General features: G+C 66.6%; 15 protein-coding genes and 1 pseudogene. 6 read left to right on the top strand and 10 right to left on the bottom strand.

Annotated elements, in window-relative coordinates; all coding sequences use genetic code 11:
• Positions 1-863: 863 nt before the first annotated feature.
• Together FOZ70_RS10995 and FOZ70_RS10990 are read left to right on the top strand one after the other, a co-directional pair.
• Positions 864-1,001 (top strand): hypothetical protein, encoded by a 138-nt coding sequence (locus tag FOZ70_RS10995; RefSeq protein WP_021162978.1) that lies wholly within the window; start codon positions 864-866, stop codon positions 999-1,001.
• A 116-nt stretch (positions 1,002-1,117) separates the two neighbouring features.
• Positions 1,118-2,764, top strand: a complete 1,647-nt coding sequence (locus tag FOZ70_RS10990; RefSeq protein WP_021162977.1) for an Nramp family divalent metal transporter — start codon at positions 1,118-1,120, stop codon at positions 2,762-2,764.
• A 127-nt stretch (positions 2,765-2,891) separates the two neighbouring features.
• On the opposite strand, the gene FOZ70_RS10985 is transcribed toward FOZ70_RS10990, so the two are convergent.
• Positions 2,892-3,797, bottom strand: coding sequence for a LuxR family transcriptional regulator (locus FOZ70_RS10985; RefSeq protein ID WP_059619453.1), 906 nt, complete (start codon positions 3,795-3,797; stop codon positions 2,892-2,894).
• A 283-nt stretch (positions 3,798-4,080) separates the two neighbouring features.
• On the opposite strand from FOZ70_RS10985, the gene FOZ70_RS10980 reads away from it, so the two are divergent.
• Together FOZ70_RS10980 and asnB are read left to right on the top strand one after the other, a co-directional pair.
• Complete coding sequence (locus FOZ70_RS10980; RefSeq protein WP_042977513.1) at positions 4,081-4,914, top strand: autoinducer binding domain-containing protein; 834 nt, start codon at positions 4,081-4,083, stop codon at positions 4,912-4,914.
• Between the two features lie 276 nt (positions 4,915-5,190).
• Complete coding sequence (asnB, locus tag FOZ70_RS10975) at positions 5,191-7,158, top strand: asparagine synthase (glutamine-hydrolyzing) (RefSeq protein WP_042977509.1); 1,968 nt, start codon at positions 5,191-5,193, stop codon at positions 7,156-7,158.
• A 19-nt stretch (positions 7,159-7,177) separates the two neighbouring features.
• Here asnB and FOZ70_RS10970 read toward each other — a convergent pair.
• Positions 7,178-7,372, bottom strand: a pseudogene (locus FOZ70_RS10970) (lytic transglycosylase); the annotation flags it as partial.
• Between the two features lie 504 nt (positions 7,373-7,876).
• Positions 7,877-8,275, bottom strand: coding sequence for a winged helix-turn-helix domain-containing protein (locus tag FOZ70_RS10965; RefSeq protein WP_021162972.1), 399 nt, complete (start codon positions 8,273-8,275; stop codon positions 7,877-7,879).
• Positions 8,276-8,690: 415 nt separating this feature from the next.
• Here FOZ70_RS10965 and FOZ70_RS10960 point away from each other — a divergent pair, with 415 nt between their 5' ends.
• Positions 8,691-8,834 carry a hypothetical protein gene (locus FOZ70_RS10960; protein WP_230948219.1) on the top strand — a complete coding sequence of 48 codons (144 nt, stop codon included), beginning with the start codon at positions 8,691-8,693 and terminating at the stop codon, positions 8,832-8,834.
• Between the two features lie 222 nt (positions 8,835-9,056).
• On the opposite strand, the gene FOZ70_RS10955 is transcribed toward FOZ70_RS10960, so the two are convergent.
• Complete coding sequence (locus tag FOZ70_RS10955) at positions 9,057-11,267, bottom strand: xanthine dehydrogenase family protein molybdopterin-binding subunit (RefSeq protein WP_059587027.1); 2,211 nt, start codon at positions 11,265-11,267, stop codon at positions 9,057-9,059.
• 2 nt (positions 11,268-11,269) lie between these two features.
• Entirely contained in the window at positions 11,270-11,731 is a 462-nt protein-coding gene (locus FOZ70_RS10950) for a (2Fe-2S)-binding protein (protein ID WP_021162969.1), read from the bottom strand.
• A 181-nt stretch (positions 11,732-11,912) separates the two neighbouring features.
• Between FOZ70_RS10950 and FOZ70_RS10945 the strand changes: the two genes are divergently transcribed.
• Positions 11,913-12,836 (top strand): AraC family transcriptional regulator, encoded by a 924-nt coding sequence (locus FOZ70_RS10945; protein WP_027789521.1) that lies wholly within the window; start codon positions 11,913-11,915, stop codon positions 12,834-12,836.
• 43 nt (positions 12,837-12,879) lie between these two features.
• Here FOZ70_RS10945 and FOZ70_RS10940 read toward each other — a convergent pair whose 3' ends face one another.
• From FOZ70_RS10940 to FOZ70_RS10920, 5 genes are read right to left on the bottom strand one after another with little or no spacing between them, the layout of a single operon-like run.
• On the bottom strand, positions 12,880-15,546 hold the full coding sequence (locus FOZ70_RS10940) for a glycosyltransferase family 2 protein (protein ID WP_219705879.1): 2,667 nt from the start codon (positions 15,544-15,546) through the stop codon (positions 12,880-12,882).
• Between the two features lie 26 nt (positions 15,547-15,572).
• Positions 15,573-16,988, bottom strand: coding sequence for a UDP-glucose/GDP-mannose dehydrogenase family protein (locus tag FOZ70_RS10935; RefSeq protein WP_219705878.1), 1,416 nt, complete (start codon positions 16,986-16,988; stop codon positions 15,573-15,575).
• 35 nt (positions 16,989-17,023) lie between these two features.
• Positions 17,024-18,013: a UDP-glucose 4-epimerase GalE gene (gene galE, locus FOZ70_RS10930; RefSeq protein ID WP_219705877.1), complete on the bottom strand. Its 990-nt coding sequence runs from the start codon at positions 18,011-18,013 to the stop codon at positions 17,024-17,026.
• Entirely contained in the window at positions 18,010-19,017 is a 1,008-nt protein-coding gene (locus FOZ70_RS10925) for a UDP-glucuronic acid decarboxylase family protein (RefSeq protein ID WP_042977503.1), read from the bottom strand. Before FOZ70_RS10925 ends, galE begins: the two co-directional genes overlap by 4 nt.
• Entirely contained in the window at positions 19,010-19,441 is a 432-nt protein-coding gene (locus FOZ70_RS10920) for a hypothetical protein (protein ID WP_244113805.1), read from the bottom strand. Before FOZ70_RS10920 ends, FOZ70_RS10925 begins: the two co-directional genes overlap by 8 nt.
• Positions 19,442-20,624: the final 1,183 nt, after the last annotated feature.

The following is a 20,624-nucleotide window of genomic DNA, read 5'->3' as shown; positions in this document are numbered from 1 at the left end:
CCGGCCTGGACCGGCGTCGAACTGCAACTAGAGCATGTGTCCACGGAGGGACTCCTGTGATGAATTGCGGCGGATTGTATTCGCGTCGTTTGCTGCAGCGCAAGTAAAAAACGCATGAAATGCGCCGTGTGTGGCGGATGCGTCGCCGTTGAGCGCGAGGGTGCGAGGCCGGCACGATGAAGCGACGGCCGGGTGCCGCGCCGTTGTTCGCACACATCGGATCGTGACCGTGACATGACGCGCTGAAAGGTTTCGGCACGCCATTTCAAGGGCAATTCTTTCAGTGCCGCGAAGGCGGAAATTTATTTCGGGAAATGGGGTTTGGCGGGGTTGACTTCACTTTCGGGCCGTCCATAGAATCCGGCATCTTCACTCTTGGGGCCGCCGCCTTGGACGCCTGCAGTAGTCGATCTTCGAACGAAATTTCCGCCTGAGCGACCGACGTCCGCGCCTCATCGAAGCCGCCGTTTGTCCCCCGGGCAAACGGTGCGCGCAGCAGCATTCCGCAGCAAATTCCTACGTGCACCCTGATTCGCGCCGGTTAGCGTGATGCGTTTTCGCATGCGCCGCCCGGTTTCACCGCCGCCTGGCAGGCGGCCGCGTTCGCGCACGCCTTTCCCTGGCGCGCGAATGCCGGCCCGCACGCCTGACGGCGGTCAACCGTGTTCTCCGGAACACCGCACAGGAGCCGCCATGAACGACAGTGACAGTTGTCCCTTATGCCCGTTGCACACACAGACCCTTTTGAACCCGGGTCGCAGGGACAATCCGGCCGACTAGCCTGACACGTCGTTCAGGCGCCGGACTGGCCCCGCGCCCACCACGCGGCCGGCACGCTTGCCGTCGCCGCACGGAGCCAGACCATGAACTTCGGCCTTCTGCTGTCGAATCTCCCGCACGTCACGGAATCGCGCAACGACTTCGACGCGATGCTGATGCTCGACGCCCGTCCGCGGGTGTTCTCCCGCCTGTTGAACCGGCTGAAATCGCTGATCCGCTGAAAGAAGCGCCGAGCGCGCCTCGGCATGCGCACGCGCGGCCGCCATCGGGCGGTCGCCCCGCGCGCATCCCAAGGTCGCACGCTCACCAGATAACCATTAGCCGTACGGAACACATCATGTCCACGCCATCCAACGTTTCTCCACCGATCGCCGTCGAACGCGCCGCCGTGCTCGACGAGGCCCACCTTGGCGACATCCGCGGCGCGCTCGGTACGATCGCGCATCACGACACCGGCACGCGCGGCTCGTGGTGGGCGCGCCTGCGCACGCTGCTCGCGATCATCGGCCCGGGCCTCATCGTGATGGTGGGCGACAACGACGCCGGCGCATTCGGCACCTACACGCAGGCCGGCCAGAACTACGGCACGACGCTGCTGTGGACACTGCTGCTGCTCGTGCCCGTGCTGTACGTGAACCAGGAAATGGTGCTGCGCCTCGGCGCGGTGACGGGCGTCGGGCATGCACGGCTGATCTTCGAGCGCTTCGGCAAATTCTGGGGCGCGTTCAGCGTGATCGACCTGTTCCTGCTCAATGCGCTCACCATCGTCACCGAGTTCATCGGCATCACGTTCGTGCTGGATTTCTTCGGGCTGCCGAAGGTCGCCGGCGTGTGCGTGGCCGCGGCGCTGACCATGGCCGCTGTGAGTACCGGGGATTTCAGGCGCTTCGAGCGGTTCGCGATCGGGCTGTGCGTGCTGAGCCTGCTGCTCGTGCCGGTGCTTGTGTCGATCCATCCGCCCGTCGCGCAGATGACGCGCGATTTCTTCGTGCCGAACTGGCCCGCGCACGCGAAGCTGTCGGACGTGATGCTGCTCGTGATCGGCATCGTCGGCACGACCGTCGCGCCGTGGCAGCTGTTCTTCCAGCAGAGCTACGTGATCGACAAGCGCATCACGCCGCGCTTCATGAAGTATGAAAAGGCCGACCTGTGGATCGGCATCGTGTTCGTGCTGATCGGTGCGGTCGCCATGATCGGTTTCAGCGCCGCGCTGTTCAACGGGCATCCGGAAGCCGGCAACTTCACCGACGCGGGCGGCATCATCGCGGGCCTCGAGAAGTATGCCGGCCGCACGAGCGCAACGCTGTTCGCGGTGGCGCTGCTCGACGCGTGCATCATCGGCGCGGCGGCCGTGTCGCTGTCGACGGCCTATGCGATCGGCGACGTGTTCAAGATCCGCCACTCGCTGCACCGCGGCGTGTCCGACGCGAAGGGTTTCTATCTCGTGTATTTCGGCATCGTCGCGGCCGCGGCCACGCTCGTGCTGATTCCGGGCAGCCCGCTCGGACTGCTGACGGAAGCGGTGCAGACGCTCGCGGGCGTGCTGCTGCCGAGCGCGACGGTGTTCCTGCTGGTGCTGTGCAACGACCGCCAGGTGCTCGGCCCGTGGGTCAACTCGACGAAGCTCAACGTGTTCACCGGTGCGGTGATCTGGGTGCTCGTGCTGCTGTCGATCATCCTCACTGCGTCAGTGATGTATCCGGATATCAGCGGCGAAGCGATCATCGACGTGCTGGTCGGCGGCACCGTGCTCGCGATCACGGGTTATATCGCGACGGTATTGATCCGTCGCAACAAGCGCGTGATCGAACCGGCCATCGATCGCACGTTGCGCGACACGTGGCGCATGCCGCCGCTCGATACGCTCGAGCCGCAGAACATGACGCTGGCGACGCGAATCTGGATGGCTGTGCTGCGCGGCTATCTCGTGATCGCGGTCGGTCTCGTGATCGTCAAGGTGGTGCAGATGACGCTGCTGAAGTAACGCAGGCCGTCTGCCAGGAAGCGGCGCCGGGCCCGGCACCGCGCCGCAACCCGCACATGCCGGCCTCCGTGGCCGGCATGTGCGTTTACGCGCTTGTTTGCGGCACGTCGCACGCGCTGCGCGACGGTCAGATCAATTCGAGCTTCGACGTCAGGTACGTGAGCTGGATCCGGTTCGCGACGCCGAAGCGCTTGCGCAGCTTGCGCAGGTGATAGTCGACGTTGTGCGCGCTGGTGTCGAGGCGCCGGCCGATCTCCTTGTCGGATGCGCCTTCGGCAATGCCGAGCAGCAGTTCCTGCTCGAACGGCGTGAGCCCGTTCACCGCGCGCTCGCGCGAGGTCGAGATCAACTGCGGCGACGCGAACTTGTGTACCGACAGCCCGATCGACAGCGCCTGCTCGATCGTCGCCGGCGTGATCCATTCGCGCGTGCGGCGCGGCGCGGTGAAGCTCATGAACGCATGCAGCCGCGTGCCGGGCACGGCCATCGAATACATGATGCCGCTGCACATCCCGTCGTCCTGCATCGTCTGCAGGAAGCCGTCGAGCGCGGCCGGCGTCGCGCGCGGGCCGGCGTCGCGCTCGCGGTGTTCGCGGCGCAATTGCTGCAGGTCCCACACGATCGGCATGTTGCATACGCGTGCGCCGAGCGTGCGCGGATCGACGTCGTGATGTTGGTGGCGCACGTAGTCGCCGCGATAGGTGGACGGCGTGAATGCTTCGTGCAGGTAGAGACTTTCTACCCGCTCGTGCGCGAATTCGAGCGCGAAGTACGCGAACGTCGAGAAACCCGTCAGGTGCAGCAGGCTTGCGACGATCCGGCTGCGCTCGGCCGTGCTCTGCGCGTGCGCGAGCGTATCGGCCACGCCGAGTTTCGGCGCGTGCGGCTGCGTGACGTCGCCGCGTTTCACGTCGTCGCACCAGACGACCTGCACGGGGCGCTCCCGCAGCACGTCGGGGCACGCGCCCGGCCCGTGCGACGGGTGGGGAAAGGTTGAGGCGACCGCTTCTTCATGCAATGCAATGTCGGACATGTGCCATCCCTCGGAATCGACGCATAACGCCTGGCGGCGGCCGTATCGTGTATGGCCGTCGCGGCGGTGCGATCGAGCATCGGTGTGATATGCGCGGATCGTCATCCATGACGCAGCGCGGGGCATTGTACAAAAACGCTTGTGTACGCGTAATATGCCGTAATACTAATGGCGGCGGAAGATTCCTATTCGCACGCAAATAACGAAGACCAGAAAATCCATCGAGACAAGACCAGATCGTGACGGGGCGCAGGTTCATATATTGGGAAAGGGCGGGCTCCTCATGACATACGCTGACGGCGCACCACGCGTCGAGTGGTTTTCGCAGGCCGATATCGCAACGGCCGCGGCTTATTCGAATGAATATCAGGCAATCGGGCACGACGTTTTTACCGGCGCGCAAATCGAATTCGGTAAAACCGACCCGGCTTTGGCCGATTTCGCGTTATGTCATGCGCGCTTGCGGCAAATCGGTTTCAGCACGCTCGGTTATGGCGCTTTCGAAATGATCGGGCGGCGCATCCTGTGCGCGCACCTGCTTCGCGACCTCGCTCCCGCGACGTTCATGCAGCCATTTTTCGAGGGCATGCTCTACGAGAGCGACCCGCGGTTCGCGCAGGTGCGGCAGAGCGGCTTTCCGGTTGCGTGGCAGCTCGACGAGATCGAGGCGGCCGCGCAGGGCAGCGGCGACCGCAAGATGCTGGCGCTCGCCGGCCATCTGCGTGCGCACGCGATGAACAGCGGCGTGCTGTTCGGCCTGTCGGCGCCGCGCCTCGACCTGCGTGTCGCGGTGAACGTGACGTCGGAGACGCACGGCACCGAATGGATCGACGATCGCGTGATCGGCGGTGCGCTGTCGGTCAGCCTCGCGGTGCATCGTGTCGCGCTGCCGTTCCTCGAGGCACGCATCGCGCGCATGCGCGGCTTCGCGCTCGGCGACGAGCAACTACAGGTGCTCGACCGCCTCGTGCATGGTCTGTCCGACCAGGAGATCGCGAGTGCGCTGCGCACGTCGCTGCACAAGGTCGGCCACCATATCCGCTCGCTCGAAAAACTCTTCAACGTGCAGAACCGCGCGCAGCTCGCATACCTGGCGGCCCGCCGGCTGCCATCCTGACGCCGCGCGTCCGCCGCGTTCGTCCCCGTTTTTTTCCGTGACCGATGAACGTCGGGCCGGCCCATGCGCGGCCGGCCCGACGGGCCGCTGCGGCCGCGCGCGCCGACGCGCTCCGCACACGATGCTTGACAGCGTTTTTTTCGAGTGATTGGCGAGTTCACCTATGAATTATTGCTGATTTATTTCTTCGTAATATGGCCCGGTCGTCACGCCGGACGGCGGGCCGCGAGGTTGCGCCGTGCGTGACGGAACTGGTCAACAGGGGCGGACAAATCAATGTGCGGAATCGACGGCTTTTTGAATAGCGTCGCCTGCGATGAGGAGACAGCGCGCGGCACACTCGCGCGCATGACGGCGAGCCTTGCGCATCGCGGGCCGGACGGGCAGGGGATCTGGGTCGACCCGGAGGCCGGCATCGCGCTCGGCCACCGGCGGCTCGCGATCGTCGACCTGTCGGTACACGGCCGACAGCCGATGGCATCCGCGTGCGGTCGCTACGTCATGGTCTTCAACGGCGAAATCTACAACCATCGCGAACTGCGCGCGGAGCTCGAGCGCGCGGGGCGCGCACCGGCGTGGCGCGGCCACTCCGACAGCGAGGTGTTGATCGCGGCGATCGTCGCGTGGGGTGTCGACGCGACGCTGCGGCGCGCGACCGGCATGTTTGCGTTCGCGCTGTGGAATCGTGCATCGCGGGTGCTGACGCTCGCGCGTGACCGGATCGGCGAAAAACCGCTCTACTACGGCCGGATCGGCGACGCGCTCGTGTTCGCGTCCGAACTGAAGGCGCTGCGCGGTTATCCGGGCTTCGACGGCGCGATCGATCGCGATGCGCTGTGCCTGTACCTGCGCCAGTCGAGCGTGCCCGCGCCGCATACGATCTATCGCGGCATCCACAAGCTGCCGCCCGGCACGTATATCCAGTTCGAGCATGCGCGCGACACGCCGCGCCTGCGTGCGTACTGGACGCTCGAACAGGTGATCGAGGACGGTCGCGCGCAGCCGTTCGAGGGCAGTGCCGACGACGCGGTGGGCCAGCTCGACGCGGTCCTGCGCCAGGCCGTCGCGCGGCAGATGGAAGCCGACGTGCCGCTCGGCGCGTTCCTGTCCGGCGGCATCGATTCGTCGACGATCGTCGCGCTGATGCAGGCGCAATCGTCGACACCGGTCGATACGTTCACGATCGGCTTCCATGAGGCCGGCTACGACGAGGCCGGTTATGCAAAGGCCGTCGCGCGCCATCTCGGCACGCGCCATACCGAGCTCTACGTCACGGCCGACCACGCGCTCGGCGTCGTGCCGAAGCTGCCGTCGATCTACGACGAGCCGTTTTCCGATGCGTCGCAGATCCCGACCTTTCTCGTGTCGGAGCTGACGCGCCGGCACGTGAAGGTGAGCCTGTCCGGCGACGGCGGCGACGAGCTGTTCGGCGGCTATACGCGCTATTTCCTGACGCCGCGCCTGTGGCGCAAGCTGCATCGCGTGCCGGGCGCCGTGCGGGCGCGGATCGCCGCCGCGCTGCATGCGTTGCGGCCCGATCACGCGGATCAGCTTGCGGCCGTCGCGCAGGGGGCGTGGGGCGGCGTGGAGGCACGCGAATCGGCGGCGCGCATCGGCGATCGCCTGCACAAGCTCGGCCACGTGATGACCGCCGAGAGCCGCATCGGGCTGTACCGGCTGCTGATGTCGTCGGTGCATCATCCCGAGCGCCTCGCGCTGTCGGGGCAGGAGCCGGCGACGCCGCTCGATACCGTATCCGCGTGGCCCGCGCACCTGAGCTTCGCCGAGCAGGCGATGGCGATCGACACGCTCACGTACCTGCCGACCGACATCCTCGCGAAAGTCGATCGCGCGGCGATGGCGGTGAGCCTCGAAACGCGCATGCCGTTCCTCGATCATCACGTCGTCGAATTCGCGTGGCGCGTGCCGGCGCACGTGCGCTTGCCGGAAGGGCAATCGAAGGCGCTGCTGCGCCGGCTGCTCGACCGCTACGTGCCGTCCGCGCTGATCGACCGGCCGAAGCAGGGCTTCTGCGCGCCCGTCGATCACTGGCTGCGCGGCGCGCTGCGCGACTGGGCCGAGGCGCTGCTGCGGCCGTCGCGGTTGCGCGAGGAAGGCTATTTCGATGCGGACGCGGTCGAACGTCTGTGGCGGCAGCACGTGACCGGCCGGATGAACTGGCAGCACCAGCTGTGGACGGTGCTGATGTTCCAGGCGTGGCTGGAGGCGCAACGCGCCGCATGAGGCGGCGCGTTGCGCGTCGTTACTGATCGAGGCAGCGCATGCAGCGCCGCTTCGCGTCGTTCGAGTGGAGGCCGCGACACATCGTCATCACGGGCCGCGCATGGCACGAAGGCGGATCGGCGGAGGCCGCCGGCGAAGCTTGCCGGCGCACGCGATCGGGCGGCGTGGTTGCAGCGGCATCCATCCGGCGCTGGCGTGCGGGCGGCGTGTCGCGACCGGCGCTGCCGTCATCCGGATCGCCCGGCGTCATCGACGCGGCGTGAAGCGTGGTGTCGTTCGCCGCGCGCGCAACGGGCGGCGCGGTGCACACGAGTGCGACCAGCGCGGCCAACGCGCAAAGGCAGGCGACGGCGATTCGCGAATCGCGCATCTTCATGATCGTTCCGTTCGTTCCGGGCCGGCGGCGCGGAGGGCGCGCGGCTACCGGGTCGATTGTAGGGACGGCGAGGGTCGTGTGTCACGCCGGATTCCGTAGTCGCGGGCATCGGCGGGGGCACGAGCGGACGCGACGACGCGTGACGAAGCGCGGTGTCGTGCGGCCGCCGGCGCCCAAAAGCGACCGCCGCCCGGAGGCGGCGGTCGGGTCGCGACTGGCTGGCGGGCCGGGCGGCGTGCGGGCCGCGCCCGACGGGCGTGCCGCGAAGCGCTGCGGATCGGCGCAGCGCGGTGGGGGGAGCTTGGCAGGCGAGCCGCATGCATGCGGCTCGCGGGTAAATCGTCAGGCGTAGTCGGCGGCCATCACGGCTTGCGGTGTCGCGCGCAGGATCGGCGCGGCTTCGTGGCGCTCGACGTGCGTCATCGCCGCACCGAACAGCACCAGGCGATAGCCGACCGCATAGATCGGAATGATCCGCAGGTTCTTGTCGTGATCGAGTTGCAGCTTCGAGCGGATACGCGAGATATGGGTGTCGAGCGTGCGCGACGACACGCCGAGTTCACGGCCCCACACGGCTTCCTGGATTGCCTGCCGCGGCACGATCTTGTTCATGTTGTCGAGCAGGAATTCGACGACGTCGAATTCACGCGGCGTGACGTCGACGATCTTGTTGTCGATTTCGATCGTGCGGCGCACAAAGTTGATTTTTATGTTGTCGATGTACAGGTATTTGCAATCCATGGTGGCCCTCGCATGTCCATAAAGGAGTGTTTGCGAGTCCTGTGCTGCAACTTCCGGGCCAGGGAAGGAATCGTCGTGTCACGACAGGGGGCGGCACCCGAGCGGACGGCACTGTGGCCTTGAATTTAAAAGAATTTTCAAGGAGCGGCGTGCCGCGGGTAGGGAAAGGGTCAGAGCAAAGGTGAAGGATTGTTACGTAGCATCGGCGGGCGACGTTACGGGCGTTACGTCTGACGTAACGCGGGGGGAGCCGGGGGCAACATGTGCGCGATCCGGATCGGCGGCAGGGGATGGGAACACGACATCGAACCCTACATCGAACCCTACACGGGTCGATGGAAAATCAATATGAATCAGTGACATAAGTGGCCAAAATTGCCGACATCGAACCCTACATGAAACCCTGCACGGAAGCATGACGACCGTCGCCACCCCCGAGCCGTTGTTTCCCGAAGATCGCGTACTCGATCCGCTGCTCGAGCAGGCCGCCGAACTCGTCGATTCGTCGCAGCGGTTGCTTGCCGTACGCGATACCCCGCTGGCGACTGCGCTCTGCTGACTTCACCTTCGCATCGCGGCGAGCTTTCGTTCGGATTGCCGCTGAGCAGCCTCCGGTTTCTGTTTCCGAGGCTTTGGCCGGAAGTCGAGCAGGAGTAAGGGGGGCGGACGGGCCGCGCGAGGTCGGGCGGCGTCGGCTCGAACAAGCACGACATTCCCGCGATGCATTGAAAACGCCGGCCGCAGGGCGTCTCCGCCCCGCGGCCGGCGTGTCGCCCCGCCGTCAAGCCTTCGCGCTATCCGCCGAATCGAACGGCAGCACGTAATGCCGCTTGCCCGTTGCCGCGAAGATCGCGTTCGCGACCGCGGGCCCGACCGGCGCGACGCCCGGCTCACCGACCCCGGTCGGCGCTTCGGCCGACGGCACGATATGCACCTCGACCTTCGGCATCTCCGCGATGCGCAGCACGTGGTAGCCGTCGAAGTTGCGTTGTTCGACCTGGCCGTCCTTCAGCGTGATCGCGCTGTGCATCACCGCGCCGAGCCCGAAGCCGATGCCGCCCTCCATCTGCGCGGCGACGATGTCGGGATTGATCGCGATCCCGCAATCGACCGCGCACACCACGCGCTCGACCTTCACCTTGCCGTCCGCGTCGACCGACACCTCGGCCACCTGCGCGACATAGCTCTTGAACGCCTCGGCGACGGCGATCCCGCGCCCGCGGCCCTTCGGCAGCGGCTTGGCCGGATCCCAGCCGGCCTTCTGCGCGGCCAGGTCCAGCACCGCGCGCATGCGCGGCTCCTTCGCGAGCAGGTCGCGGCGGAATGCGTACGGATCCTTGCCCGCCGTGTGCGCGGCTTCGTCGATGAACGCCTCGACGGCATACGCGGTGTGCGAGCTGCCGACCACGCGCCACCACAGCACGGGCAGGCCCACCTTGGTGGTGGTGAGTTCGACCGACACGTTCGGCACCGCGTACGGCAGGTTCGCCGCGCCCTCGACCGAGGTGGCGTCGATGCCGTTCTTGACCATGAACGCTTCGAACGGCGTGCCGGCGAGAATCGACTGGCCGACGATCCGGTGGCGCCAGCCGACCAGCTTGCCGTCCTCAGTCAGCCCCGCGTCGAGCTTGTGGAAGTACATCGGCCGGTAGAAGCCGCCCTGGATGTCGTCCTCGCGCGTCCATTGCAGCTTGACGGGCTTGCCGTCGGCGCCGAGCGCCTTCGCGATCGACACGGCCTCGACCACGTAGTCGGACCACGCGTTCGCGCGCCGGCCGAAGCTGCCGCCCGCGTATAGCGTGTGGATCTGCACCTGTTCGGGCTTCAGGCCGGCCGTCCTGGCCGCGTTGGCCTGGTCGACCGTCTGGAACTGGTCGCCGGCCCAGATTTCGCAGCTGTCCGCCGTCAGCTTGACGACCGCGTCGAGCGGCTCCATCGGCGCGTGCGCGAGATACGGGAATTCGTACGTCGCGCCGATCTTGCGCGCGGCGCCCGCGATCGCCGCGTCGGCATCGCCGTCCTTGCGAGCCGACGTGCCCGGCTTGTCGGCGAGTTGCCGGTATTCGCGCATGATCTCGTCGGAGCCGCGCTTTTCGGCGTGCGCTTCGTCCCATTCGACCTTCAGCGCGTCGCGACCCTGTTTCGCGGCCCAGAAGCCGGTTCCGACGACCGCGATGCCGCCCGGCACCTGCACGACCGACACGACACCCGGCACGGCCTTGGCGGCTGTCGCGTCGAACGATTTCACCGTGGCGCCGAAGCGCGGCGGGCGCTGCAGCAGCGCGACCCGCATCCCGGGGAAGGTCGTGTCGAGCGTGAAATGCGCGGTGCCGTTCGATTTCGGCGACGCGTCGACGCGCGGAATCCGATGGCCGATCAGCTTGAAATCGGCCGGCTGCTTCAGCACGACCTTGTCCGGCACCGGCAGCTTCGACGCGTCGGCGACGAGCGTGCCGTACGCGGCCTTCTTGCCGCTCTTCGCGTGCGTGACGACGCCGTTGGCGGTCGTCAGCTCGCCGGCCGGAACCTTCCAGCGGGCCGCCGCGGCCGACACCAGCATCGCGCGGGCCTTGCCGCCCGCTTCGCGCAGTTGCTGCCACGAGTTCGCCATCGCCGAGCTGCCGCCCGTGCCCTGCATCGTGCCGAACGCGAGGTTCGCGTAGCGTTTCGCATCGGCCGGCGCGCTTTCGACGCGCACGGTCGACCAGTCGGCATCGAGCTCCTCGGCGACGATCGTCGCGATGCCCGTATACGCACCCTGGCCCATTTCGACGTGCTTCGCGATGACCGTGACGGCGCCGTCGGGCGTGATGCGCAGGAACGCGTTCGGCGCGAAGTCTGCGGCGGGCGCGGTCGCGGCCAGCGCGCGGCGGCCGAGGCCGGCCCATTCGAAGCCGATGGTCAGGCTGACGGCGGCCGCGGCACCCGCGGCCTTCAGGAACGTGCGGCGCGACGGACGCACCGACCCGGTGTTGTCGAGTTCGATCGTCATGGTCAGGCTCCCAGCGTCGCGGCCGCGTCGTGGATCGCCGCCCGGATGCGGGCGTAGGTCGCACAGCGGCACAGGTTGCCGTTCATCGCGGCGTCGATGTCCGCGTCGGTCGGCTTCGGGTTCTGTTCGAGCAGCGCGGTGGCCGACATGATCTGGCCGGACTGGCAGTAGCCGCACTGCGGCACCTGCAGCTTGACCCAGGCGGCCTGCACGGCCTGCGCGGGCTTGCTCTGCAGTCCTTCGATCGTGGTGATGTGCTTGCCCGCGATGCCGGCGAGCGGCAGCACGCACGAGCGGACGGCCTGGCCTTCGAGATGCACCGTGCACGCGCCGCACTGCGCCATGCCGCAGCCGAACTTCGTGCCGGTGAGTCCCGCGTGTTCGCGAATCGCCCAGAGGACGGGCATCGACGGATCGGCGTCGAGCGTGACGTTCTTGCCGTTCAGGACAAACGAGGTTGGCATTTTGATTGTCTCCGTGGGGAAAACCCGGCATGCGCCCGGTTAGCGGGCAGTGTGCGCGAGGCGCCGGTTTTTGCGTCTACCCAATCCTGCAAATTTATTGAACAATCCTGCAAATCCCCGGCAGGCTCCGGGCGGTTTCGCTATGCTCCCGCGACATGGGGAAATCTATCGAGGAAGTGTCATGGACATGACCGATATCGTGACGTCGCGCGAATCCGGGCGGCGCGAGCTGGCGACGCTGATCGGCCGTTTCGCGCCGGCGGACGGCTCGCATTCGACGGCCGTGCCGGGCCTGATGCTGCACCGGCATTCGCGGCCGGTCGATCTCGGCTGCGGCGTGTCGCGCGCCGCGCTCGTGATCGCCGCGCAGGGCGCGAAGCGCGTGATCGTCGCCGGCCAGGCTTACGAATACGACACGCAGAATTGCCTGATTACATCGATCGACTTGCCGATCCTGTCGCGCGTGACGCACGCGTCGCCGGAAGCGCCTTACCTGTGCCTGTCGCTGACGCTCGATCCGCAGCGCATCGTCGAGCTCGCGGCCGAGATGCGGCTGCCCGAACCCGACGCGGGCCCCGAAGGCGAGGGGATCGCGCTCGCCGAGCTCACGCCGCCGCTGCTCGATGCCGCGCTGCGCCTGACGCGGCTGCTCGATACGCCGGCCGACATTCCGGTCGTCGCGCCGCTGATCGAAAAGGAACTGCTGTACCGGCTGATGACGAGCGGGCAGGGCACGCGGCTGCGGCACATGGCGATCGCGGGCAGCCAGACGCACCGGATCGCGCGCGCGATCGAATGGCTCCGCGATCACTTCGCGGAGCCGATGCGCGTCGAGTCGCTCGCGCAGGCGGTCAACATGAGCGTGTCGTCGCTGCACCACCATTTCAAGCACGTGACGACGCTGAGCCCGCTGCAGTACCAGAAGCAGCTGCGGCTGCACGAGGCGCGGCGGCTGTTGCTGCGGCAGGGCGGCGATGTCGGGTCGGTGGCGGCCGTCGTCGGCTACGAAAGCGCGTCGCAGTTCAGCCGCGAATACAGCCGGCTGTTCGGCGCGCCGCCGATGCGCGACGTCGTGCAGCTGCGGAAGAAGGAACTGCTCGGCTGACGGCCGGCAGCCGGCGCGCGGCCGGTCACCGGTCACGGTCATTTCATCGGGCGACCACCGTCGTCTGCAGGAACGTCGGCGCGATCCGCCAGTCCGGCACGTAATGCACCGGCCACGCGCCCGGCGTATCGACCGCGTTGAAATACACGACCGCCTTCAGCAGCGGATAGCGCCACAGCGACCGCTGGAGTTCGTCGAGTGCCTCGCGCTTGCGCGAACCGGACCCGTCGACGCCGAGCTCCGTGATCATCACCGGCAGCCCGTAATCGGTCACCCGCTCGTATTTGGTCCGCAGGATGCTCGCGGCGGACGCATGGCCGCCGGCCGGCCAGGTCGCGCAGCGCGGACAGTCGAACACGGACAGGCCGACGGCGTCCACATAACCGCGGCCCGGAAAATAGTCGTCGAGGTTCCGGTTGCCGGCCGGCGACCACACGTAGCGGAGCTGGTCGGTCATCGTACGGCACGTGGTCACGACGCGCCGGTACGCATCCACGTAGGCCGGCGCATCGCCGATGGCCCACGGATAGCGCCCGGTGTCGGCCTCCATCTCGTGGCCCCAGCGCACGAACACGGGGCCCTTCAACGCGGCGAGCGCCGAGCAGGTGGCCGCGATCTGCGCGTCGTAGCGCCCGTGCGCGATATCCGCGAGCAGCGCGCCCGGGCGCGTGTTGCCCGCCGCCCAGGGCTCGACGGTCAGCATCAGCGAGCGGTTCCGTGCCTGCGCATTCCGGTAGGCTGCGTCGATTTCCGCGCGGATGTCGGGCGCGTTCCACGACACGAACACATGGTCGAACGCGAGATCCCGGTTGGCCGCGAGCGTGTTGTCGGGATCGTAAGCGCCGAGTTCGGGCTGCTTCACCGGCTCGCCCGGCGCGGGCGCGACCACGGCCGGCAGGCCCGAGCGCCACATCATCGCCTGCCAGCCTTTCGGCGCGCGCAGCCCGATGCCCGCGAGCAGCATCGCGAGCGCGAACACGAACAGCGCGTTGCGCACCGGCAGGCGGCTGAAGAACATCTGCCGGAACGCCGACCATTCGAGCCCTTGCTCCCTGCCGTGATTCACCGCCACGACGGCCGCGATCACGAGATACAGGATGCTCGTCAGTGTCGAGAACAGATAGAAGCCCGCGGCATTGCGCGGGTTCTCGACCGTGACGACGGGCAGGCTGCAGAACAGCGAGATCAGCAGGTACGGCGCGACCACGCGCAGCGGCGCGTCCTGTTCGATCGTGCCGCCCTTCGGCGTGACCTTGAACGGAAATTCCTTGCCGCGCACGAAGTCGAACACCGCCGACGCGCAGCCGAGCACGACCCACGGCCAGCGCGCGAACACGAACGACAGCCCTTCCCACGACAGCAGCTTCGTATTCAGCGGGCGGCACGACTGGGTCGAACGCGTGGCCCAGGTCACGACGCACAGGAGCAGCACGGCCAGCGGCAGCGCATAGGTGAGGTACGTGAGGTAGTCGACGTGCGCCCACACGCGGCCGGTGAGCAGCGCGACGACCGGAATCACGACGCCGCCGGCCATCGCGAGCGCGCACAGCGGGTACCACAGCTGGCAGAACAGGAACTGCGCCTTCAGCTTCAGCGGCAGCCCCATGAAATAGTGGCGCGTGTAGCGCAGCATGATGATCATCACGCTCTTGGACCACTGGAACTCCTGCGTGGCGAGGTCGCCGAACGTGCGCGGTCCTTCGCCGTTCGCGATCGCGTTCAGCGCGTGCATGCCGCGCCAGCCCTTCGAATTGAAGATCATCGTGGTCGAGTGATCCTCGGCGAGCTCGGGCCCGAGCCCGCCGATCTCGCGCAGCGCGCGGCAGCGCACCGCATAGTGCGAGCCGATGCACAGCGGCGCGAGCCCACCCGCATAACCGGCCTGCATCGTGCCGTGCAGCGGCCCCTCGACGTTCACGCGCCCGCGCGCGCTCCAGCTCCCGGCCGCGTTGCTGTCGCAGATGCTCGGTGCCGACACGTAGCCGACTTCCGGATCGACGAACGGCCGCAGCATCTCCTCGAGATAGGTGCGAGTCGGCACGTGGTCGGCGTCGAGCTGCGACACGAAATCGTAGTTGTCGTAGCCGACCATGTCGTAGAAGTACGCGAGATTGCCTTCCTTGCATCTGGTGCGGCGCGGCCAGCTCGCGCGGTGGTACGCGGCGATGCCGCGCCGCGTCGATACGAATACGCCGTGCTCGCGGCACCAGTCGAGCGTCTCGGGCGACGGGTCTTCATCCGCGAGCCACGTATCGTGCGGGTAGGTCTGGTCGAGCATCGCGAGCAGCGTCGTGCGGACGATGTCGAACGGCTCCGACGGCGCCTTGGTGACGACCATCGCGACGCGCCAGTCGCGCGGCACCGCCAGCGCGGGGTTCGGCACGACCGCCGAGCGGATGATGAAGATAAAGTAGCCGGGAATGAAGGTGGTCCAGAACAGCACGAAGCAGTTGACGCCGAAGCGGAATGCGTCGACGTAGTGCTCGTCGCGCAGCCACCAGCGCCAGAAGATGCCCAGCGCGACGAACCAGCACAGCGCGAGGATGTGGAAGACGATCCTGGTCCCGCTGTCCATCAACGGGACGACGAGCGGGACGTCAGCCTGCTGCGAGTCGGTGCGAACGGCCTCGGTGTCGGTTTCGTTGGTATCGGCGGTATCGGCGGTATCCGGCACGGAGCCGCCGGCAAGCGACGCGACCAGCTTCTTCATGGTGTTCTCCCGTCAAGGTCAGATCATCAGTCTTGAAGCAGGCCGCGTTGCGGCCGGGTGTCCTCGCTGGCGTGCTGTTGTTCCGGTTCCGGTTCCGGTTCCGGGGCCGCCGGCGTGCGTTCGCCGCACGAGCGGCCCACGCGTTCGTAGCGGCGAAAGCCGCTGTCGACGGCCAGCCGTTCGCTGAACAGGTTGCGCATGTCGAGCATCACGGGATCGGCCATGTGATCCGCGAGGTCGGCGAGATCGAGGGCCTCGAACGCCTTCCATTCGGTCATCACGACGACGGCGTCCGCGCTGCGCACCGCGTCGATCGCGGAACCCTCCATGAACACCTGCGGCAGCAGCCGCGACGCTTCGTGCGGACGCGCCGGGTCGTACGCGCGGATATGCGCGCCCGCGCCGACGAGCAGCTGGATCACGTCGATGCTCGGGCTTTCGCGCACGTCGTCGGTCTGGCCTTTGAACGTGAGGCCGAGCACCGCGATGCGCTTGTCCTTGATCGAGCCGCCGCAGGCCTTCTCGATGCGGCGCAGGATCTGCTCCTTGCGCAGCGCGTTCGATTCGATCGCCGCGCTGACGATGCGCAGCGGCACCGCGTGTTCGGACGCCGTCGCCTTCAGCGCGCGCGTGTCCTTCGGAAAGCACGAGCCGCCCCAGCCGGGGCCGGCCTTCAGGAACGATGCGCCGATGCGGCGGTCGAGGCCCATCCCGTTCGCGACCAGTTCGACATCGGCGCCGACCGCTTCGCACAGGTCCGAGATCTCGTTGATGTAGCTGATCTTCACCGCGAGGAACGCATTCGCCGCGTATTTCACGAGTTCGGCCGTTTCGATCTCGGTCGCGAGCACGAGGTGGCCCGTCGCTTCGAGCGGCGCATAGATGGCCTTCATGATCTCGATCGCGCGCGGATGCTCGGCGCCGAACACGACGCGGTCCGGATGCATGAAATCGTCGATCGCCGAGCCTTCGCGCAGGAATTCCGGATTCGATGCGATCGCCGCGTCGACGCCTGCCGGCGCGTGGCGTTCGACGATCTGCTTGACGACGCGATTGGTGCCGACCGGCACCGTCGACTTCGTGACGACGACCGCGAAACCGGTCAGGTTCGACGCGATCTCGCGCGCGGCTGCCTCGACGTACTGGAGGTCTGCCTGGTCGGTGCCCGGCAGCGTCGGCGTGCCGACCGCGATGAATACCGCGTCGCGGTCGCACACGCTCGCCGCGAGGTCGCTGCTGAAGCGCAGCGTGCCGCGTTCGACGTTGCGTGCGACGAGTGCGTCGAGGCCCGGTTCGTAGATCGGCATGAGGCCTTCGTTCAGCGCGTCGATCTTGCCGCGATTGTTGTCGATGCAGACGACGTCATGCCCGAGATCCGCAAAGCACGCGCCGCTCACCAGCCCGACGTAACCGGTGCCGACGATGGCGATCCGCACATTCATGGTGATTCCCCTGGGTGGCGTTCAAGGAAACTGGTTCACTTGCCTGATTCGACTTGCAGTGCTTTCTGAAACCAGGCCGCGGCGTGTTCGACCATCGGTTCGATCGCGGTGAAACGCGGCCGCCAGCCGAGCACGAGCGCGGCTTTCGTGGCGTCGGCGTACAGCTCGGGCGGGTCGCCCGGGCGGCGCGCGGCCGTCACCGTCGGCACGCGGCGGCCCGTCACGGCTTCGACGGCGCGCAGCGCGTCGAGCACCGACGTCCCTTTGCCGGTGCCGAGATTCAACGCGACGCTGTGGCCGCCGCCGCACAGATAGGCGGTCGCCTGCAGGTGCGCGTCGGCGAGGTCGCTCACGTGCACGTAGTCGCGAATCGCCGAGCCGTCGGGTGTCGGGTAATCGGTGCCCATTACCTGGAACGCGTCGCCCGTGCCGAGTGCCGCGCGGATCGCGAGCGGCAGTGCGTGCGTTTCCGGTTCGTGGCATTCGCCGATCATGCCGTCAGGGTCTGCGCCTGCCGCGTTGAAGTAGCGCAGCGCGACCCACCTGATTCCGTACGCGCGCTCGAAATCGGCGGCCATCCGTTCCATCGCGTACTTGGTGAAGCCGTACGGATTGATCGGCCGCTGCGGCGTGCGTTCCGAGATCGGCAGCGCATCCGGAATGCCGTAAGTCGCGCACGACGACGACATCACGATCCGCCCGACGCCGGCCGCGCGCATCGCGCTCAGCAGCGTGCAGGTGCCCGTGACGTTGACCGTGTAATAGCGCTCGGGCGCGAGCACCGATTCGCCGACGTAGGCGAGCGCGGCGAAATGGATCACGACGTCGGGCCGATGCACGGCGAATGCCTTCGACAGTGCGTCGCGATCGAGAATGTCGGCCGCGACGAGCGGCCCCCACCGAGCGGCGTCGCGATGGCCGGTCGACAGATTGTCGTAGGCGACCGGCTCGTGTCCCGCCGCCGCGAGCGCCTTGCAGGTATGGCTGCCGATATAGCCCGCTCCGCCTGTCACGAGCACCTTCATGCCGTGGCCCCGGTCATGCGCAGCACCGGCTCGAGCCACAGTTCCCGGCTGAAATAGTCGACGGTCCGGCGCAGCCCTTCGTCGAGATCGACGGCCGGCCGCCAGCCGAGCTCGGCCGCCGCGATCGAGATGTCGGGCCTGCGCTGGTGCGGGTCGTCGATCGGCAGCGGCCGGAACAGGATCTCCGATTTCGAGCCCGTCATCGCGAGCACTTTCTCCGCGAGTTCGAGCATCGTGAATTCGCCGGGGTTGCCGAGGTTGACCGGCGTGCCGATGTTGCGCTCGGCACTCATCAGGCAGAAGAAGCCGTCGACGAGATCGGTCGCGAAGCAGAACGAACGTGTCTGCATGCCGTCGCCGTAGATCTCGAGCGGCGCGCCGTTGAGCGCGCCGACGATGAAGTTCGATACGACGCGGCCGTCGCGCGGCGACATCCGCGGGCCGTAGGTGTTGAAGATGCGCGCGACGCGCACGTCGATGCCGTGCATGCGGTAGTAGTCGTAGCACAGCGCCTCGGCCGCGCGCTTGCCTTCGTCGTAGCACGCGCGCGGGCCGATCGTGTTCACGTTGCCGCGATAGGTTTCCGTCTGCGGATGCACGGCCGGGTCGCCGTAAATCTCGCTGGTCGACGCCTGGAACACGCGCGCGCCCGTCTTGCGCGCGAGCGCGAGGCAGTGGTGCATGCCGAGCACGTTCGTCATCATCGTGTGGACGGGATCGATCTGGTAGGTGGGCGGCGATGCCGCGCACGCGAGATTCCAGATTTCGTCCACCTGCAGTTGCGGCAGGCCGAGCGAGACGTCGCCCTTCACGAACTCGAAGCGGCCGGACGCCTTCAGGTCGGCGACGTTGAGCTTGCGCCCCGTCAGCAGGCTGTCGATGCACGTGACGGATGCGCCTTCCATGACCAGGCGCTCGCAGACATAGCTGCCGAGAAAGCCGGCGCCGCCCGTGACGAGGACACGCTGCCCGGCGCGCGTCTCGAGCGTGACCCTGTCATTCATGGCTTTCACCTTCGTCGTTCAGCTCGGGGAACAACACGTCGATCAGTTCGACGGCGGCGCGCACGCGTTCCATCCCGCTGCACGGGTGTCGCTTCGGCAAGCGCCGGTTCGCATGTACGGATGTCGACGAAGCACCGCGACAGGCACTCCGGTTTCGTTGACTACCCCGTTGATGCTTGAACGACGCAAGCGTCGATCGATCGGTGATGATCTTCATCGCCTTTTCCCCGATACGCTGATTGACGAGCAGGCCGCCGTTCGTGATCTTGTGCCACGGCGTGCCGCTCGGTGAGAGCCGGATATCAGGCAATCGGCATGCCATGAACGATGTCGGCACGATGCGCACGGGCGCGGCGGCGAGATTGCAGCGTGATATGCGCGCTTCTGTTTCATGCGTGAATCGTGGGGCCAGAAAAGCCGGCATGCCGATTGCCGGATCGATGCGATTCGATACGACGAAAAACGCGATAAATCAGGCTTTTGCGGGATTCGCTTCGTCGATCAGATGTCGAGCGGGAATGTTTCATCAATGAGAAATGAGCGGATAAAGGATTGAAAACACTTCTCGAACGTGCGGCCAATCTGGAGATCGGGTGGGTGAAAGGATAAGGAATGAAAGTGAAAAAATGTTGTGTGGCGTACGGATGAGGTCGCGTTTTTTCATTTGTTTTAATTATTACGCCAGTGCGAAAGTTTTAATTTTTACGGTTATTTCGACGCTTGAGCGGCGTGTGATCCTGTCGGTATTTTCACGAATGAATCAAATTCGTTTCGGTCATCCGGAGAAACGCGTGCCGACGTGATGCAGGAGGCTGATGTACCGGGCTCTCCGGGCATTGTGTCGGCCGAATCGATTCTCGTTTGTGATGGCACGCGAGGGGGCCATTTGCGTGTCGCCCCACGGTTCGCAAGCGGAAATGCCGGCGCCGCCGGCCTTGCGCGGCCATGTGCTTCTCAAGTTTGAAACACTCGTTCATCTGACCATCAGACGCACGGCCGCGAGCCGGATTCGTCCGTCAAATCCGGCAGTTGCGTCGTGGCGCTCGACAAGCGCCGAGGGCGTCAAACCGCCATTGCGATACATTCCTGAAACAAAAAATGTCGTTCCCGGCGATGCGGGCTGCCGTGGCGGCCGCTTGCCGTGCGCAATCTCCGGTGGAATAACGTGTGGCACGCTGCTTGCGGTACTGGACGCACCGGCGGGCGGTCGACACGAAGCAACGAACAGGTGGGGCGGCCAACTCGTCAATAAGCAGTCGGGGAAACGGCGATGAAGACCATAAGCTGTAGGTTGATCGGCGCGTACTTTGCGCATCAGTGGGGTAGTCGGAAAGGCCGGGGTGACGCTCGCGACGCTGTGCCAGCATCGCGGGTTGCGCTGTCCCGGTTTCTTGCCCGCCGCGCGCTTCGCGTGATGGCGCGGTTGTCGCGCCGCACGGCAGTCGGGCGACAGCGACACTCACTTTCATTCAGTTCATCGGGATGGATCAGGCTGTTCGTGCCGGACAGCGTGATGCCGATTCGTCTTCGGCCGTGCAGGGCCGCTTCGATCGCGCCTGGCCCATGCCGGCGCCGGCCGGATTAGATCGAACGCCCGTCGGCCGGAT

Source organism: Burkholderia sp. COPS (assembly GCF_019425585.1).
GTDB classification, from domain to species: Bacteria; Pseudomonadota; Gammaproteobacteria; order Burkholderiales; family Burkholderiaceae; genus Burkholderia; species Burkholderia cepacia.
Note: the sequence above shows the minus strand (reverse complement) of the source record. Positions and strands in the feature narration are given on the sequence as shown.

Excerpts from the sequence above, each read along its gene's own strand:
- FOZ70_RS10965 (WP_021162972.1), bottom strand. The coding sequence starts at position 8,275 with ATGGATTGCAAATACCTGTACATCGACAACATAAAAATCAACTTTGTG.
- FOZ70_RS10925 (WP_042977503.1), bottom strand. The coding sequence starts at position 19,017 with ATGAATGACAGGGTCACGCTCGAGACGCGCGCCGGGCAGCGTGTCCTC.
- FOZ70_RS10920 (WP_244113805.1), bottom strand. The coding sequence starts at position 19,441 with ATGCCGGCTTTTCTGGCCCCACGATTCACGCATGAAACAGAAGCGCGC.
- FOZ70_RS10980 (WP_042977513.1), top strand. The coding sequence starts at position 4,081 with ATGACATACGCTGACGGCGCACCACGCGTCGAGTGGTTTTCGCAGGCC.
- FOZ70_RS10985 (WP_059619453.1), bottom strand. The coding sequence starts at position 3,797 with ATGTCCGACATTGCATTGCATGAAGAAGCGGTCGCCTCAACCTTTCCC.
- FOZ70_RS10960 (WP_230948219.1), top strand. The coding sequence starts at position 8,691 with ATGACGACCGTCGCCACCCCCGAGCCGTTGTTTCCCGAAGATCGCGTA.
- FOZ70_RS10935 (WP_219705878.1), bottom strand. The coding sequence starts at position 16,988 with ATGAATGTGCGGATCGCCATCGTCGGCACCGGTTACGTCGGGCTGGTG.
- FOZ70_RS10945 (WP_027789521.1), top strand. The coding sequence starts at position 11,913 with ATGGACATGACCGATATCGTGACGTCGCGCGAATCCGGGCGGCGCGAG.
- FOZ70_RS10995 (WP_021162978.1), top strand. The coding sequence starts at position 864 with ATGAACTTCGGCCTTCTGCTGTCGAATCTCCCGCACGTCACGGAATCG.
- FOZ70_RS10950 (WP_021162969.1), bottom strand. The coding sequence starts at position 11,731 with ATGCCAACCTCGTTTGTCCTGAACGGCAAGAACGTCACGCTCGACGCC.
- asnB (WP_042977509.1), top strand. The coding sequence starts at position 5,191 with ATGTGCGGAATCGACGGCTTTTTGAATAGCGTCGCCTGCGATGAGGAG.
- galE (WP_219705877.1), bottom strand. The coding sequence starts at position 18,013 with ATGAAGGTGCTCGTGACAGGCGGAGCGGGCTATATCGGCAGCCATACC.
- FOZ70_RS10940 (WP_219705879.1), bottom strand. The coding sequence starts at position 15,546 with ATGAAGAAGCTGGTCGCGTCGCTTGCCGGCGGCTCCGTGCCGGATACC.
- FOZ70_RS10955 (WP_059587027.1), bottom strand. The coding sequence starts at position 11,267 with ATGACGATCGAACTCGACAACACCGGGTCGGTGCGTCCGTCGCGCCGC.
- FOZ70_RS10990 (WP_021162977.1), top strand. The coding sequence starts at position 1,118 with ATGTCCACGCCATCCAACGTTTCTCCACCGATCGCCGTCGAACGCGCC.